Here is a 15759-nt window from a genome sequence, read left to right as displayed (position 1 = left end):
TTTTGTGTGAATCGCTTACTCAGCGAGCGTATGCGAGTCGAGCTTCTGCTATGATGGAAAATAGGCCGGCAAATGGACTTGTTATTTATTTGATTGTGCCTTATTCTTGATTTTTTTATTATTTGCTAAGTAAATCCGAGTTATTCATGTATAAAACAAAACATGATAATAACTTCTCTTAGAAAAGCCTCAAGAGAATATTTTTAAAAATAAAAAAAGAAGATACTATATTATTTTCATAAAAACTAAAATAATATAGTATCTTCTTTTTCGTTTATAATAACATAAATTTAAATTACTCTTTAATGCTTATTATTAATATTATTTTTCTAAAGCTTCTTTTAAGGTATGCCATGCTAAAACTGCACATTTAACCCTTGCAGGCATATTTGATATATTCTTAAAAGCCATTGCATCTTCTAAAGCATATAATTCTTCATCATCTTTAATTTCTCTTTTAATCATACCAATAAAGGTTTCAGTAAGTTCTAAAGCTTCTTTTATACTTTTACCTTTTATTAAATCTATCATTATTGAAGTTGAGGCCTGAGATATTGCACATCCCTGTCCTGTAAAAGCTAAATCTTCAATTATATCGTCATTTAATTTTAACTCTAAGGTTATTTCATCTCCACAGCTTGGATTATGACCCTTTTCTTTAATATCTGGATTTTCTAAATTTCTCTTATTGTGTTTAGATGTGCTGTGTTCCATAATTAATTCTGTATATATTGAATCTAAATCCATACTAATTACCTCCATTTTAAAAACATTTCATACGTCTTCTTAGTTGCTTCAATTAATCTATCTACATCTTCTTTAGTATTATAAAAGTAAAAACTTGCTCTGCAGGTTGCATTAATTCCCATATATCTCATTAAAGGCTGAGCACAATGATTTCCTGATCTTATAGCAACTCCAAAGGTATCAAAAACTGAAGCAACATCATGAGGATGAACACCTTCTATTTCAAATGAAATTAATCCGCCCATATGATCTATATTCTTTGGTCCATATATTTTTACATAAGATAATTTTGATAATTCCAAAGTAGCATATTTTAAAAGTTCTTTTTCTATTTCATGAATTTTATTCATGCCTATTTTTTCTAAGTAATCAATAGCTGCTCCAAGACCTACAGCTCCTTCTACATTTTGAGTTCCTCCTTCAAATTTCGAAGGTAATTCTGCAAAAGTAGCACTTTGTTCATAAACATATTCAATCATATCTCCACCTACTATATAAGGAGGCATATTTTCTAATAATTCCTTTTTACCATATACTACACCTATTCCCATTGGAGATAAAAGTTTATGCCCCGAAAACACTAAAAAGTCCGCATCTAATTCTCTTACACTAACCTTCATGTGAGGCACACTTTGAGAGCCATCAACTATTACTTTAGCACCTTTAGAATGAGCATAATCTATGATTTTCTTAACATCGTTTATTGTACCAAGAGCGTTAGAAACATGAGTTATGCTGACTAATTTAGTCTTTTCTGTTATTTTATTTTTTATTTCTTCTTCTGGAATTTCTCCATCTTCATTTATATACATATATTTTAATTCAGCTTTTTTTGCTTTTGCTACTATCTGCCATGGAATAAGGTTTGAATGATGTTCCAAAATTGAAATTACAATTTCATCACCTTCATTAACATTTTCCATACCATAAGATGCAGCAAGAAGATTAAAACCTTCTGTTGCGTTTTTGGTAAATACAATTTCTTTTGAAAATTCAGCATCTATAAAGTTTCTAACTTTTTCCCTCGCATCATCATAAGCTTTAGTTGCATCTATGCTAAGCTTATACGCACCTCTGTGAGGATTAGCGTTATTTGTTCTGTAATAATTTTCAATAGCTTCCAAGACTTGCACTGGCTTCTGAGTTGTCGCTCCGCTATCTAAATAAATTAATCTTTTTCCATCTTCACCTGCTTTCAAAACAGGAAAATCATCTAAAAAATTTACATTATTCATTTTTCAATCTCCTGTCTACTGTATCTAAGATTTCTTCTATAATATTACTATCACCAATCTCATCTATAATTGGATTAAAAGCAGCTCTAACAATCACAATCTTTGCTTCATCATAACTTAATCCTCTAGACATCAAGTAAAATAATTTATTCTCATCTATTTTTCCTGATGATGCTGAATGTTCTCCTGAAACATCATCTTCTTCACATAATAATATCGGCATTGCTTTAGCTCTGGCATCTTTAGAAAGCAGCATGCAATATTCATCTTCAGCTCCAACACTCTTTGCTGCACCTTGTTTAAAGTCTATTGTACCTTTAAAAGCTTTCTTAGCTTCACCTTGAAGTGCACCTTTAACATCTATATTTGATTTACTACCTATTCCTCTATGAGTAATAACATAATTGATATCTATAATTTTATTTCCATTACCTAGATATATAGCTTTTATATTAGAAGAGGATTTTTCTCCCAACAAATCACCATGATAGTTATAAATGCTATATTCTCCTCCAAGATCTACAGATATAAAATTAACTTTACCGTCCTCTTTACCTTCAGATGCATTTGAATCAATATGAACTATATCATCATTTAATAAGTTAATCTTAGTTAAGTTTACCTGACTATTTTTCTTTGAATATATTGTACATATACCGTTATGATATCCTTTTGAAGCATCTAGTGATTTGTATTTTATAATAATTGATGCCTTTGAATTTTCTTCTCCTACAACAATTAAATTATCAATTAATGTTGCGTTAGCTTTATCAAAATTAAATTCTATAATTATTGGCTCACTAACATTTGCATTCTTTTCTATAGTTATTAAATATCCAGCATTGAATTCTTCTTTGGCTTGTTTTATTAATTCTTCATTAGCGCCATATATAAACTCTTTATATAAAGGAAGTATCTTGTTATTCTCTAATTTTTGAATACATACTCCATCATTTGAACTTGTTATTTTTACATTATCAAATTTTTTAATTTCATTAATATTTAATTTCCCAAGGCTTATATCATTAATGTTAAGCCACTTTTTTGTCCTTACTGGAGTCTTATTTAAATTATCTAATTGTACAGCCTTCATTAATCTCACCTACCCTATGTTTCCTTCTAATTCTATATTGATTAAATTATTCATCTCCACTGCGTATTCTAATGGCAATTCCTTAGATATCGGTTCTACAAAACCTCTAACTATCATTGATTTAGCTTCATTTTCACTTATTCCTCTAGTCATCAAATAAAAAATAGCCTCATCACTTATCTTACCAATCTTAGCTTCATGTCCTATCTCAACTTCGTCATTTAATAAATCTATAACTGGAATAGTATCAGATTTTGATTTATTGTCCAGCATTAAAGATTCACAGGAAACCATAGACTTTGAATTGTAAGCATTGTCATTTACCTTTAATACTCCTCTATAAGTAGCCTTTCCACCATTTCTAGAAATTGACTTTGAGTTTATTGTAGAGAAAGTGTTTGGTGCTGCATGTATTACTTTAGCTCCTGTATCTAAATTTTGCCCTTTTCCTGCAAAGGACACTCCAGTAAATTCTGCTCTAGCACCTTCACCTTTTAAAATGCTCATTGGATATAACATGGATATTTGTGATCCAAAGGAACCTGATACCCATTCGATAGTTCCATTTTTTTCAACAATTGCTCTTTTAGTATTTAAATTAAGCATATTCTTTGACCAATTCTCTATAGTACTGTATCTAAGAGTTGCTCCTTCTTTAACATAAAGTTCAACGCAGCCTGCATGTAAATTGGTCACGCTGTATTTTGGAGCTGAACATCCTTCAATAAAATGAAGCTTTGCTCCTTCGTCGACTATTATCAAAGTATGTTCAAATTGCCCAGCACCAGGTGAATTTAACCTGAAATATGATTGAAGTGGTATATCTACATTAACACCTTTAGGAACATATACAAAGGAACCACCAGACCAGACAGCTCCATGAAGAGCAACAAATTTATGATCATTTGGTGTAACACATTTCATAAAATACTCTTTAACTATATCTTCATGTTCCTTTAGAGCAGTTTCCATATCAGTATAAATAACGCCTTGTTTAACTAATTCCTCTTTTATACTGTGATAAACTACTTCTGAGTCATATTGAGCACCAACTCCTGCAAGAGATTTTTTTTCTGCTTCTGGAATTCCTAAGAGATCAAAGGTCTTTTTTATGTCTTCAGGCACTTCATTCCAAGAACCAACTAAGTTACTTTTAGGACGAACATATGTTACAATATTGTCCATGTCTAAAACATCTAATTCTGGTCCCCAGGTTGGCATTTCCGATTTATTATATACTTCTAAAGATTTTAATCTAAAATCCTTCATCCATTGTGCTTCTTTTTTTTCTTCTGAAATAGTTTCTATTATTTCCTTGGTTAAACCTTTTTTTGATTTAAAACTGAAACTATCTTCGTTTTTAATATCATATATTCCTCTGTCCATTTCATCTATAAGATTTTTTTTCTTATTCTCCATGCAACTTCACCACCTTATATTGCTAGACTTTCTTTAAAAGATTCATATCCTTTTTCTTCAATTTCCTTAGCTAAACTGCCATCTCCAGTTTTAACTATTCTTCCATCAACTAACACGTGAACAAAATTTGGTTCTAAATTTTCTAAAATTTTTGTGTTGTGAGTTATGATTAAGACTCCATTATTCTCACTAGAGAACATCTTTATTCCCTTTGAAACAATCCTTATTGCATCAACATCTAATCCTGAGTCAGATTCATCTAATATGGCTAATTTAGGATTCAAAGTAAGCATTTGTAGTATTTCATTTTTCTTCTTCTCACCACCAGAAAAACCTACATTTAAATATCTACCTGCGTAGCTTTCATCCATCTTTAACTCTTTCATATTCTTCTTTAGATCTAAATCAAATTTAAAATGTTTTAATACATTTCCATCAGATGCTCTTTTTGCATACTTCAAAAAATTTTCTACGGTTATTCCTGGAATCTCTTCAGGATATTGAAAAGATAAAAATAATCCCTTTTTAGCTCTTTCATCTGTTTTTAAATCATTAATATTTTCACCTTCAAATTCTATGTCTCCACTTAGCCTCTTGTACCTTGGATTATTCATTAAACCATTTGCAAGGGTTGATTTCCCAGCTCCATTAGGTCCCATTATCACATGGATTTCACCTTTATTAATTTCAAGATTTAGTCCTTTTAATATTTCTTTGTCATCTGCTTCTATTCTTAAATCACACACTTTTAATAGATTTTTTTTCATGACTGTTCCCCTTTTCTATCACTATATTTACTTTCTAAAAACCTCTAAAAAATTATTATGAGTTTTATTTTATATTTACAAATTTCTTTAATATGTATAATTTTAAAGTGCATTCAAAATACACTTTAAAATTATATCTTAATATTAGCACAGGTTTTTTTAATGTGCAATATAAATGCACTTTTAATTTTTATTTAATTTTCTTTTTCTATAGAATAGGTTATAATAAATATGCAGAAAGGATGTGGAAATATGAACTTATCTAAATTTTCAGATTATGGTTTTAGAATTTTAATCTATCTAGCTAAAAATCAAGATAGATTGTGTACGGTTGAAGAATTAGCATGTAATCTTGAAATATCGGAGCACCACTTAAAAAAAATTGTTCATAGATTAGGTAAAACAGAATATGTGATATCCACCAAAGGAAGAAATGGTGGTCTTAAACTTGGCATGGATCCCAAAGATATTAATCTAGGTAAAATTTTAGTTATAACTGAAGATAGTTTAAATATATCGGAATGTTTTTCTAGTGCAAAACATACTTGCACCCCTGATTCAAAATGCAAATTAAAATCTATTTTAAACTCTGCAATAAATTCTTTTATTGGTGAGGTAGGTGAACACACCTTACAAGACATTCTCTAATTCTTTAGTATTTCAAAGGAATTGTCCAGTATGATTATGATTTACTTAAATTTGTTTCAAGTAAAATAAAGGTGCTATGGCTTTCATTGCTATAACACCTTTGTTTTATCATTTATATTTATGTTCTAACTTTTCTAATATTAATATATTTTCATATTTTATAGCTGTATTCTTTTCCTCAAAATCAAGACATTCATTGTTAATACACTCTAATATTTCATTTTTCAATTCACGTTTAGCGAATTTATATATAACATTATCTTCTTTTTCAATATGTCTTTCCAACAAATGAGTATAAGAAATTGCATTTGAAATTACATCTAAAACAGCTTCCTCATTTCCACTTTGTACATTTTTTAAAGCTTCTTCAAGATTTCCTATATATAATCTTCCAAGATCATGTTCCACAAGCATTCCATACTTGACTATTTTTTCAGCAGTTTCACCTATTTCATCCACCATTTTATTAAAAAGCATTACTTCTTCTTTCTTATGGTGATGAGAATCTGCATAATTTCTGATAAAGTTTATTATGTCATAAAAATCGTCATAATCTATTTTATCACCTTTAAATACTTTAAAGCATGCTTTTCTAACTACAACCAGCATTTGCTTTATATACTTGTGTTCTTCCATCATTAAAGCTATTGCATCCATATATTTCTCCTCCTATCCTTAAAGTTGCTTTTTATATACTATATATTATTTTCTTTTAATTATCTTAATATCATCAGCTTCTTCAATATATTCAAAATTAGAATTTACTTCCTTTACAAATGCTTTAATCCATATACTTCTTAACTTATAAAAGTAATTAACATCGCCTTCTTCTTCATTCCATATATCACTATGAACACAAAGCATTCTTTTCCACTCAACTATATCTTCTTCTGAACGTATAACTTCATTAACTGTATCACATGGCATTCCATCTAGAATATAGTCGTTAATACTGTTAAATATCTCTGGCGCGTTAACAAGCTCCATTCCTTTTTCTTTAACTTCTTGTGCTGCTTTAATTCCCTGCTTTAAATAAATATCTTCAAACTTTGCAGTAGCTTCCTTATTATTATTTAGAACTTTTGTTGTCCAAGCTGCCATTCTTCCTTCAGCAGAATGGATTTTCCCTTGAAGCCAGCCATGAATGTTGCTTGTATCTATCATTTCTTCTAGTGGAAGGTTAGGAGTTGGATCGCCATACTTTCCATTAATTTCTTTGCGTAATTCTTCTACATTTAAACCTTCAGTTTCAGCAAGTTTAATAATTTCTTGCTCTAATTTTTCAAACCATAAAATTTTGTTAAACAGCCAATAATGTATCTTTCCTAAAAATAGACTCATAGTAGTACCTCCATTGTATAAAATATATTAAAATATTGTATTTAAGCCATTTTACATATTTTTATTATGTGATTTACATTAATATATTATTATAAAATATATGTAAATATCACAAAACTTTTTATCGTTTTTATTGACGTCATATAATTTTTTTACATTATGTTTATTTCTTAAATCTATAATACTATATATATAATTCTTTTTATGTAACATTTGATACGATAAAAGATATTTTTTTAGAAACAATTATAGAAATTACTATAATAACCAAGCAAAGTATTATCTATACATTCATAACTTTTTAGCATCTGTTAAAAATTAATTAAATATTTCATCAAAAAATGCAGCCATTATTAATGACTGCACTTAATGGGATTTAAAATAAAAATTGAGGTCAAATCAATTTTTACAAATATATTTTATCACAAATTAGCCAATAAGAAAAAATAATTCTAAAAAAGATATCTTATTCTATTTTTTCCATGCTTAATTTACCACTTTTTATTTTTATATGCATATTAATTTTCATTATATCGCCAAATTCCTGTGCTTTTAACCTATAAATTCTGAACGCTAACTTACTGCTGCCTATAATTTTTTTGATGTAATACAGCTAGCCTTAATAGAAAATACATAATAAAAACCTTAATCGGAATCATTATAATATCTTTAAAAGCTCTTAAAGGAATAAGCGCAGTAAATCCTTTTCCATATAATATTGATAACCAAAATGTATTCAAGAATATATCTATTGCTACTGTTTCAATTATAATAGCTATTATACATCTAGCTAAAGTTATCTTTTTATTGTATAGTATAATTCCATATAAAATTCCTGCAAGTATTCCAGATATAGTGAATCCAGGAAAGTACGGACCATTAGGAATTATTAAATAATTAATAATATCACTCATTCCACCACACATTCCAGCAACAATTGGTCCAAATAGCATCCCAATCATTGATGTTGCTAAAAATCCTAAACTTATACGCATGACTGGCGTAATTGGAATTGTAAAAAGATTAATTACTATTCCTATAGTCGTTAACATGGCTACAGTGACTAAATTTCTTACACTCTTTAATTCCTTTGATGAACATAAAAAGCTTTCACAAAAATTTTTCATAAAAAAACCTCCCTTCCTTAACAATTCTCTTATCTAAAATTTAAATAAGAATTGTTAATTTTATTTCAGCTATACTAGAGTAAACTTTATTACTAAAGCAAGTTGTTTTTTTACCGTTTGCTGAAATAAAAGAGAGAAACTCCTTTAAATAACAGCGGAATGCGACATCTGTACCGCAAATTAAAAATTTTTCGTTCAAGAGACAACTTCCCGTCCTCTTAACACTTAACGCACAAATATCTACTCTGTAAAATAATTCTATTGTAATATAATATTAGTACATCAATATATTTACGTCAATATTTTATTATTAAATATAAAATTCCATAATGACAAGCATCTAGTATTTCACTCTTAATTTGATTAGTTTATCATTCACATTTAATTAATTTGCTTCATTATTTTCAATAAAAAATAACATTATGCTTCAAAATAGAATAACTATCCTTAAATAATTGTATCATTCAAGGATAGCTATTTTTATTATTGATTAATTTTTATAAATTATTCTTGTACTGGTTTCTTTAAGAAACCTAATATTATTGCACCAACTACAGATCCAGCAAGTATAGCTCCAAGATAAGCTATTGGATTAGTTACAATTGCAATAACAAATATTCCACCATGAGGTGCTCTTAATGCACATCCAAATGCCATTGAAAGTGCACCTGCAACTGCTGAGCCAATTATACAAGATGGTAATACTCTTATTGGGTCTGCTGCTGCAAATGGTATTGCTCCTTCAGAAATAAACGAAAGTCCCATTATATAGTTTACAAGTCCTGCCTGTCTATCTTTTTCAGTAAATTTACTTCTAAAGAATGTAGTACATAATGCAATTACAAGTGGTGGAACCATACCACCAGCCATAACAGCAGCCATTATATCAAAATTTCCACTAGCAAGAGATGCTGTACCAAAAAGATAAGCTGCTTTATTAACTGGGCCTCCCATATCAACAGACATCATTCCGCCTAATACAATTCCTAAAAGGATCTTACTTGTTCCGTTCATTGAATTAAGTCCATTACTAATTGCTGTATTTATAACTCCCATAACTGGGTTGATGAATAGAATTATTACACCAACTAAGAATATTCCAAGTAATGGATATAACAATACTGGTTTTATACCTTCTAAGCTACGAGGTAAATTTGCAAATAATTTCTTTAAACCAAGAACTAAATATCCTGCAATAAAACCTGCAAGTAATGCACCTAAGAAACCTGAGCTTACAGCTGGTACCTTTGGATCAAATGCACTTGCAAAAGTGACTCCTGCATTTGCTAAAGCTCCACCAACAAAACCTACAGCAAGGCCTGGTCTATCTGCAATACTCATCGCTATAAATCCAGCAAGAACAGGTAGCATAAATCCAAATGCAGTTCCCCCAATATTCTTTAATACAGCTGCAAGTGGTGTACCTGTACCAAAGGCACCAGGATTTGCAGGATTCCATGTGTCAAAAAGGAATGCAAGTGCTATAAGTATACCTCCGCCTATAACGAATGGTAACATATGTGATACACCATTCATAAGATGTTTGTAAATTTGGCGCCCTACAGATTCATTTCCAATATCCATGTTTCCTTCATCACCTTTTCCATCATGATGATATACTGGCGCATTTCCACTGGTTGCTTCTTGTATTAAATCTTTGGCTTTATGGATTCCATTGGCAACTGTAGTATTAATGACTTTCTTACCATTAAATCTAGCCATTTCAACATTTTTATCTGCTGCAATAATTATGCATTCTGCATTTGCAATTTCTTCTTTAGTTAAAACGTTTTTAGCTCCTCCAGAACCATTTGTCTCAACTTTTATAGAAACGCCTAATTCTTTTGCCTTAGTTTCTAAGCTCTCTGCAGCCATGTAAGTATGTGCGATTCCTGTCGGACAAGCAGTTACTGCTAAAACTCTGTACCCATTGCTACTCATATTATTCTCTCCTTTCACTTCATTCGGAAACTTCTCGATTTCCTTTTTATCTATTAATTTAAGGAATTCATCTTTATCTGAACAATTTATTAAATTATTTCTAAATGCTTCATCCATCAATATTGTAGACAGCCTTGCTAAAACTTCTAAGTGTAAATTATCATTATTATCTGGCACTGCAATCATAAAGAAAAGGTTTGCAGGCTGGCCGTCTAAAGAATCATAATCAATACCTTTTTTACAGATTGCTGCAGCAAGTGCTGCCTTCTTTACAGCTTTTGTTTTTCCATGTGGAATAGCAATTCCATCACCGATACCTGTTGTACTCAATTCTTCTCTTGCTAATATGGCTTTTTTATATTCTTCCTTGTTATTTAAATTCCCTGTTTTATCCATTAAATCAACTAATTCATTAATACATTGCTCTTTTGTACTAGGATTAAAATCTAAATCTATTCCTTGTTTTTGTAATAAGTCTATGATTCTCATTATTAGTCCTCCTTTGATAATATAAATATAATTTGATATAAAATCAGCCAATAAACAATTTTTGGGTAATAATCATATATCTATGCTAAATGAAATTAAGTATAATATATGATTGAAATTAATATATGTAGTAATCAAGTTCATATTTAATTTTATAATTTATCAATTAGTACTGATTAAATAAATATTAGAATCGTTATTACAACATATATTAAATTAAAAATCATATAAGCATAAAGATTTTATATTTGTTTTAATAAGGAATATACCTCTTCTTTTGTTGCAAGTTCTTCTGAAAATGCACTTGCACTTCCTGTTGCAATTCCCATTTTAAAAGCTTCGTAAATATCTTCAGTTTTTAAATATCCACATAAGAAACCTGCTACCATTGAATCTCCTGCTCCAACTGAATTTTTTAATTTTCCCTTTGGTACAGCTTTTTTCATAGGCTCCCCAGTTTCGGGTAAGAGAATTGCTCCATCTCCTGCCATTGATATAAGAACATTTTTTGCTCCCATCTCTTGAAGCTTCTTGCCGTATTTGATTATATCTTCATCATTTTTTAATTCCACATTAAACATCTCAGCAAGCTCATGATGGTTTGGTTTAATTAAAAATGGCCTATATTTCAATACATTTAACAATAAATCCTTAGTTGCATCAACTATAAATTCGACTTCTTTATCTAATAAACTGCTCATGATGTCTTCATAAATATCATCAGGAACGCTATTAGGTATACTTCCTGATAATATTAAATAATCACCTTTACTTAAACTTGAAAGTTTATCATATAATGCTTCTAAATCTTGCTTAGTAATTTGCGGACCAGAACCATTTATTTCCGTTTCACCATCACTTTTGAGTTTTACGTTAATTCTAGAAAAACCATTTCTTAATTTTATAAAATCACAATTTACACCATGACTTTTGATTTTTCTTAATATCTCATCACCAGTGAATCCTGCAATATATCCAAGGGCTGTATTTTCAATTCCTAGATTTTTAAGAACTATAGATACATTTATTCCTTTGCCGCCTGCATAAATTTTTTCTTCTTCAGTTCTATTTAAAAAATCAACCTTAAATGAATCGACCTTAACAATGTAATCTAAAGAAGGATTAAGAGTTATTGTGTTAATCAATCTTCATCACCTCTATCACTTTAGTATCATAATTAATGCTATTATCACTTATTTTAGTTGTAATAAGTGTTGAGTCTTTTATTGCTCCAAAAGTTATAAAGCTAACCTTTTCTAATTTAGATTCATCTGCTAAAACAAATGATTCCTTGCATAATTTCATTGCCTGAGCTTTAACCATCGCTTCATTTACATCTGGTGTTGTATACCCACTCAAGTTACTTACACCATTTACGCCAAAGAAACCTTTTGAAAAATTATATTTCTTCAAATCTTCAACTACGCTACTTCCAACAATTGCTTCAGTAAGAGCCTTCACTTCTCCACCTACAATGAAAGTTCTATAGCCTCTTTCTAAAAGTTTTTTGGCATGAACAATTCCATTTGTTACAACCGTTAAGTCACTAGCTTCAATAAAATCAATAATCAACTCTGTAGTTGTACCTGCATCTAAGTAAATCATATCACCTTCTTCGATTAGAGAAGCAGCGTATTTAGCTATTTCATATTTTTCATCTACATTTAAAGATTGTCTTATATTAACCTTATAGTCGTGCTTAGATGTACTTTCTCCAATTGCTATTGCACCACCATGAATTTTTTTCAAAAGACCTTCTCCATCAAGAGTATTCAAATCTCTTCTAATTGTAGATTCTGATGCATCCAGTAATTTAACTAAATCTGTTACGGATACTATTCCTTTTATTTTTAATTCTTGAAGAATGATATTAAACCTTTCCTCTGTAAACATTGTCATCGCTCCTCTATAATCATAATAACTCATCTCTTTTTAAAAATCAATCATTTTCTTTCAAAATAATTCAAAACTTTTCATTTTTATTGTTCGACACAATATTTTATGATTTTTTTTGAATTTTTATTATTTGTTTTGATTATTATAAATCACTTAATTCCTTTAAAACCATTTCTAGCAGAACTCCTTCTTTAGTTGGATAATCATAATTACTACTTTCCTCTATACATCGCTCTACAAATTCGCATGATTTTTTTACGGCTTTCCCTAGATCCATCCCCTTTAGTATCATTCCAATTAATGCAGCTGCAAATATATCTCCAGTTCCAGGATAAGATTTTTCAAATCTATCTCGAATTAATACTTCAATTGAATCATCTTTTCCATTATAAATAGAAGTCCCGATTTTATTCTTATCTTTTACAGGAATACTGGTAATAACAACATTTTCACAACCTAACTTATGTAACTTTCTTGAAATTATTAGAACTTCTTCTTCACTTACAGTATCCTTTATTATCTCTTCTCCTGATAAGAAACAAGCTTCTGTAAAATTAGGAGTGATTATCTTTGAATACTTTATTAAATCCTTTAGCTTTTTAGAATAGTCGTTTTTAAAATTACTATAATATTTTCCGTTGTCTGCAAAAATCGGATCAAATATAATTAACGAACTATCTTCCTCTCTCATAGATTTTAACAAACTCAGTGTTTCATCTGCATTATCAATACTGCCTAAATAACCAATAAATATTCCTTGAAAATTCATATTTATCTCACTATAATGCTTGAAGGCTTTACCAATATATTCTTCTAATTTTACTATAGCTGGTACCCCAAAACCGCCTGTATGTGTTGTTAGTATCATGGTCGGTATAGGACAGACTTCTACTCCTAAAGTAGATAAAACAGGAATTATATTAGTTAAAGCAGCTTTTCCAATACCACACATATCATGTATTGCCGCCACTCTTTTTATTGGCTTCTTCATATATATCCTCCTTGTATAATCTAGCTTCTTTGCTCAAATAAATCATATTCATTCAAATACGTTCATAAAATTTATTAAAATACATTTTACTTACTAAAATATTATAAACTTATTGCTTTAATCAATCAAATAATTCCAAAGACAGTTATGTTTTTTAGAAAGAATCTTCATTCTAATAATCACTAATATATATTTTAAGATTTATTTTAATTAAAATAAAAAGCAAGCAGAGTTTTTTAGCTCTACTTGCTTTTTTATCTATTTTACCTTATAAAACTTTTATAATATATATTTCAATATTAATCTGTAAGGATTTTAACTCTAACTGTCAATTGTACTTTCTACATTGATAATTACAACATATTATACTATAATGTAACACCTTGCTTTAGGATTGAGATTTCTTTAAACTTATTAATTTCATTATTTACTAGTTTTCCACCCGAAACTTCAATTATATAGTTTAATAATTCTTCAGTTACATCATTTAAGTTTTTATCTTCTACTAAACATCCAGCATTAAAGTCCATCCAATGTGGTTTTAATTTAAATAAAGGTGAATTAGTAGCTATTTTTATAGTTGGGACAAAAGTTCCAAATGGAGTTCCTCTTCCTGTTGTAAATAATACAACATGACAACCTGCCGCTGCAAGGGCAGATGCTGCAACTAAATCATTACCCGGTCCACTTAATAAATTCAATCCATTTACTTTTAGTGTTTCTCCATATTTAAGTACATCTACAACTGTTGCATTACCAGATTTTTGAGTACATCCAAGAGATTTATCCTCTAGTGTTGTTATACCACCAGCTTTATTTCCTGGAGATGGATTTTCATATATAGGTTGATTATAAGACATAAAATATTCTTTAAAATCGTTTATTAAATGTACAGTTTTATCAAAAACTTCACTGTTCTTAGCTCTATTCATTAAAATTGTTTCTGCACCAAACATTTCAGGAACTTCAGTAAGAATTGTAGTTCCTCCTTGAGATACTAAGAAATCTGAGAAACTACCTACAAGCGGATTTGCAGTTATTCCAGATAAGCCATCTGAACCACCACATTTTAAACCAACTTTTAATTTTGATAAAGGAATAGCTACTCTTTTATCATTCTTCATGTTTTCATAAAGATCTTTTAATATTTTAGATCCTTCTTCTATTTCATCAGAAACTTCTTGAGATACTAAAAATTTAATTCTATTTTTATCGTAATCTCCTAAAGATTCAATAAATTCTTTCATGGTATTATTTTCACAACCAAGTCCAAGAACTAATACTCCTCCTGCATTTGGATGTTTAACTAAATTTCCAAGCATAGTTCTTGTATTAACGTGATCATCTCCAAGTTGAGAACATCCATAATTATGCTTGAATACTTCAAGTCCATCAATGCCTACAGGATTTACTTCTTGCTTAAATTTTTCAAGTATTCTTTCACCAATACCATTTACACAGCCAACAGTTGGTACAACCCAAAGTTCATTTCTGATTCCTACATTTCCATTTTCTCTCTCATAACCTTGAAAAGTAAGTTTTCTATCTGATGCTGGAATTTCCACTAAATCCTGCTCAAAAGTATATTCTTTTATTCCATTTAAATTTGTTTTTATATTATGAGTGTGAACCCATTCACCAGCTCCAATATTCTTTAATGCATGACCTATTGGATATCCATACTTAATTACATTTTCATCAGCTCTAATATCAACTATAGCAATTTTATGTCCTCTTTTAACGTCTTCTTTTATTTCAATTTTCTTATTATCTACTTCTATAGTTTTACCCTTAGCTAAATCTGTAAGTGCAACCACTACATTATCTTTTTCATTGATTTTTATAAACTCTTTCATATCTATTCCCTACTTCCATTCATAATTGTTATAATTAACAATAAATTTATTGTAATTTCTATGCAATTTCAAAGTAGATTCAAAATCACATAGAAAATCAATTTAAAGTTTAATTATTAGTTTGGAATATTAAAGAACTTCTTTAACAGCTTCTTTCATACCTGCTTTTTCAATTATTGCTAAGTATTCAGTAACCTTGTCGGTTAAAC

At 29.4% G+C, this 15759-nt stretch carries 14 protein-coding genes and 1 riboswitch; of the genes, 1 reads left to right on the top strand and 13 read right to left on the bottom strand.

Going from position 1 to position 15759, the window contains the following annotated elements; all coding sequences use genetic code 11:
- Positions 1-321: 321 nt before the first annotated feature.
- The 5 genes from sufU to sufC are packed head-to-tail and all read right to left on the bottom strand — an operon-like array spanning position 322 to position 5261.
- Entirely contained in the window at positions 322-747 is a 426-nt protein-coding gene (gene sufU / locus CLOBL_RS23510; protein ID WP_009170778.1) for a Fe-S cluster assembly sulfur transfer protein SufU, read from the bottom strand.
- A 5-nt stretch (positions 748-752) separates the two neighbouring features.
- The gene (locus tag CLOBL_RS23505) at positions 753-1982 is read right to left on the bottom strand and encodes a cysteine desulfurase (protein ID WP_077861241.1); all 1230 of its coding nucleotides are present in this window, start codon (positions 1980-1982) and stop codon (positions 753-755) included.
- Positions 1975-3075, bottom strand: a complete 1101-nt coding sequence (gene sufD, locus CLOBL_RS23500) for a Fe-S cluster assembly protein SufD (RefSeq protein WP_077861240.1) — start codon at positions 3073-3075, stop codon at positions 1975-1977. The genes CLOBL_RS23505 and sufD overlap by 8 nt, the downstream gene beginning before the upstream one ends.
- A 9-nt stretch (positions 3076-3084) precedes the next feature.
- Positions 3085-4494, bottom strand: a complete 1410-nt coding sequence (sufB, locus tag CLOBL_RS23495) for a Fe-S cluster assembly protein SufB (RefSeq protein ID WP_077861239.1) — start codon at positions 4492-4494, stop codon at positions 3085-3087.
- A gap of 14 nt (positions 4495-4508) precedes the next feature.
- Positions 4509-5261 carry a Fe-S cluster assembly ATPase SufC gene (gene sufC, locus CLOBL_RS23490; protein WP_077861238.1) on the bottom strand — a complete coding sequence of 251 codons (753 nt, stop codon included), beginning with the start codon at positions 5259-5261 and terminating at the stop codon, positions 4509-4511.
- 252 nt (positions 5262-5513) lie between these two features.
- On the opposite strand from sufC, the gene CLOBL_RS23485 reads away from it, so the two are divergent.
- Positions 5514-5909: an Rrf2 family transcriptional regulator gene (locus tag CLOBL_RS23485; protein WP_009170783.1), complete on the top strand. Its 396-nt coding sequence runs from the start codon at positions 5514-5516 to the stop codon at positions 5907-5909.
- 108 nt (positions 5910-6017) lie between these two features.
- Here CLOBL_RS23485 and CLOBL_RS23480 read toward each other — a convergent pair whose 3' ends face one another.
- From CLOBL_RS23480 to CLOBL_RS23445, 8 genes are all read right to left on the bottom strand, one after another.
- Positions 6018-6566 carry a hemerythrin domain-containing protein gene (locus CLOBL_RS23480; protein WP_077861237.1) on the bottom strand — a complete coding sequence of 183 codons (549 nt, stop codon included), beginning with the start codon at positions 6564-6566 and terminating at the stop codon, positions 6018-6020.
- 45 nt (positions 6567-6611) lie between these two features.
- On the bottom strand, positions 6612-7250 hold the full coding sequence (locus CLOBL_RS23475) for a hypothetical protein (protein WP_077861236.1): 639 nt from the start codon (positions 7248-7250) through the stop codon (positions 6612-6614).
- Positions 7251-7828: 578 nt separating this feature from the next.
- Positions 7829-8377, bottom strand: coding sequence for a folate family ECF transporter S component (locus CLOBL_RS23470; protein WP_077861235.1), 549 nt, complete (start codon positions 8375-8377; stop codon positions 7829-7831).
- A 150-nt stretch (positions 8378-8527) separates the two neighbouring features.
- Positions 8528-8627, bottom strand: a riboswitch (THF riboswitch).
- A 254-nt stretch (positions 8628-8881) separates the two neighbouring features.
- Positions 8882-10807: a fructose-specific PTS transporter subunit EIIC gene (locus CLOBL_RS23465; protein WP_077861234.1), complete on the bottom strand. Its 1926-nt coding sequence runs from the start codon at positions 10805-10807 to the stop codon at positions 8882-8884.
- A gap of 242 nt (positions 10808-11049) precedes the next feature.
- Positions 11050-11952, bottom strand: a complete 903-nt coding sequence (gene pfkB, locus CLOBL_RS23460) for a 1-phosphofructokinase (protein ID WP_077861233.1) — start codon at positions 11950-11952, stop codon at positions 11050-11052.
- On the bottom strand, positions 11945-12700 hold the full coding sequence (locus CLOBL_RS23455) for a DeoR/GlpR family DNA-binding transcription regulator (RefSeq protein ID WP_077861232.1): 756 nt from the start codon (positions 12698-12700) through the stop codon (positions 11945-11947). Before CLOBL_RS23455 ends, pfkB begins: the two co-directional genes overlap by 8 nt.
- Before the next feature lie 145 nt (positions 12701-12845).
- Positions 12846-13694, bottom strand: a complete 849-nt coding sequence (locus CLOBL_RS23450) for a pyridoxamine kinase (protein ID WP_077861231.1) — start codon at positions 13692-13694, stop codon at positions 12846-12848.
- A gap of 368 nt (positions 13695-14062) precedes the next feature.
- Complete coding sequence (locus tag CLOBL_RS23445; RefSeq protein ID WP_077861230.1) at positions 14063-15550, bottom strand: altronate dehydratase family protein; 1488 nt, start codon at positions 15548-15550, stop codon at positions 14063-14065.
- Positions 15551-15759 lie beyond the last annotated feature (209 nt).

The organism is Clostridium sp. BL-8 (assembly GCF_002006495.1).
In the GTDB taxonomy this organism is placed as follows: Bacteria; Bacillota; Clostridia; order Clostridiales; family Clostridiaceae; genus Clostridium.
Note: the sequence above shows the minus strand (reverse complement) of the source record. Positions and strands in the feature narration are given on the sequence as shown.

Excerpts from the sequence above, each read along its gene's own strand:
- sufU (WP_009170778.1), bottom strand. The coding sequence starts at position 747 with ATGGATTTAGATTCAATATATACAGAATTAATTATGGAACACAGCACA.
- CLOBL_RS23505 (WP_077861241.1), bottom strand. The coding sequence starts at position 1,982 with ATGAATAATGTAAATTTTTTAGATGATTTTCCTGTTTTGAAAGCAGGT.
- sufD (WP_077861240.1), bottom strand. The coding sequence starts at position 3,075 with ATGAAGGCTGTACAATTAGATAATTTAAATAAGACTCCAGTAAGGACA.
- sufB (WP_077861239.1), bottom strand. The coding sequence starts at position 4,494 with ATGGAGAATAAGAAAAAAAATCTTATAGATGAAATGGACAGAGGAATA.
- sufC (WP_077861238.1), bottom strand. The coding sequence starts at position 5,261 with ATGAAAAAAAATCTATTAAAAGTGTGTGATTTAAGAATAGAAGCAGAT.
- CLOBL_RS23485 (WP_009170783.1), top strand. The coding sequence starts at position 5,514 with ATGAACTTATCTAAATTTTCAGATTATGGTTTTAGAATTTTAATCTAT.
- CLOBL_RS23480 (WP_077861237.1), bottom strand. The coding sequence starts at position 6,566 with ATGGATGCAATAGCTTTAATGATGGAAGAACACAAGTATATAAAGCAA.
- CLOBL_RS23475 (WP_077861236.1), bottom strand. The coding sequence starts at position 7,250 with ATGAGTCTATTTTTAGGAAAGATACATTATTGGCTGTTTAACAAAATT.
- CLOBL_RS23470 (WP_077861235.1), bottom strand. The coding sequence starts at position 8,377 with ATGAAAAATTTTTGTGAAAGCTTTTTATGTTCATCAAAGGAATTAAAG.
- CLOBL_RS23465 (WP_077861234.1), bottom strand. The coding sequence starts at position 10,807 with ATGAGAATCATAGACTTATTACAAAAACAAGGAATAGATTTAGATTTT.
- CLOBL_RS23455 (WP_077861232.1), bottom strand. The coding sequence starts at position 12,700 with ATGTTTACAGAGGAAAGGTTTAATATCATTCTTCAAGAATTAAAAATA.
- CLOBL_RS23450 (WP_077861231.1), bottom strand. The coding sequence starts at position 13,694 with ATGAAGAAGCCAATAAAAAGAGTGGCGGCAATACATGATATGTGTGGT.
- CLOBL_RS23445 (WP_077861230.1), bottom strand. The coding sequence starts at position 15,550 with ATGAAAGAGTTTATAAAAATCAATGAAAAAGATAATGTAGTGGTTGCA.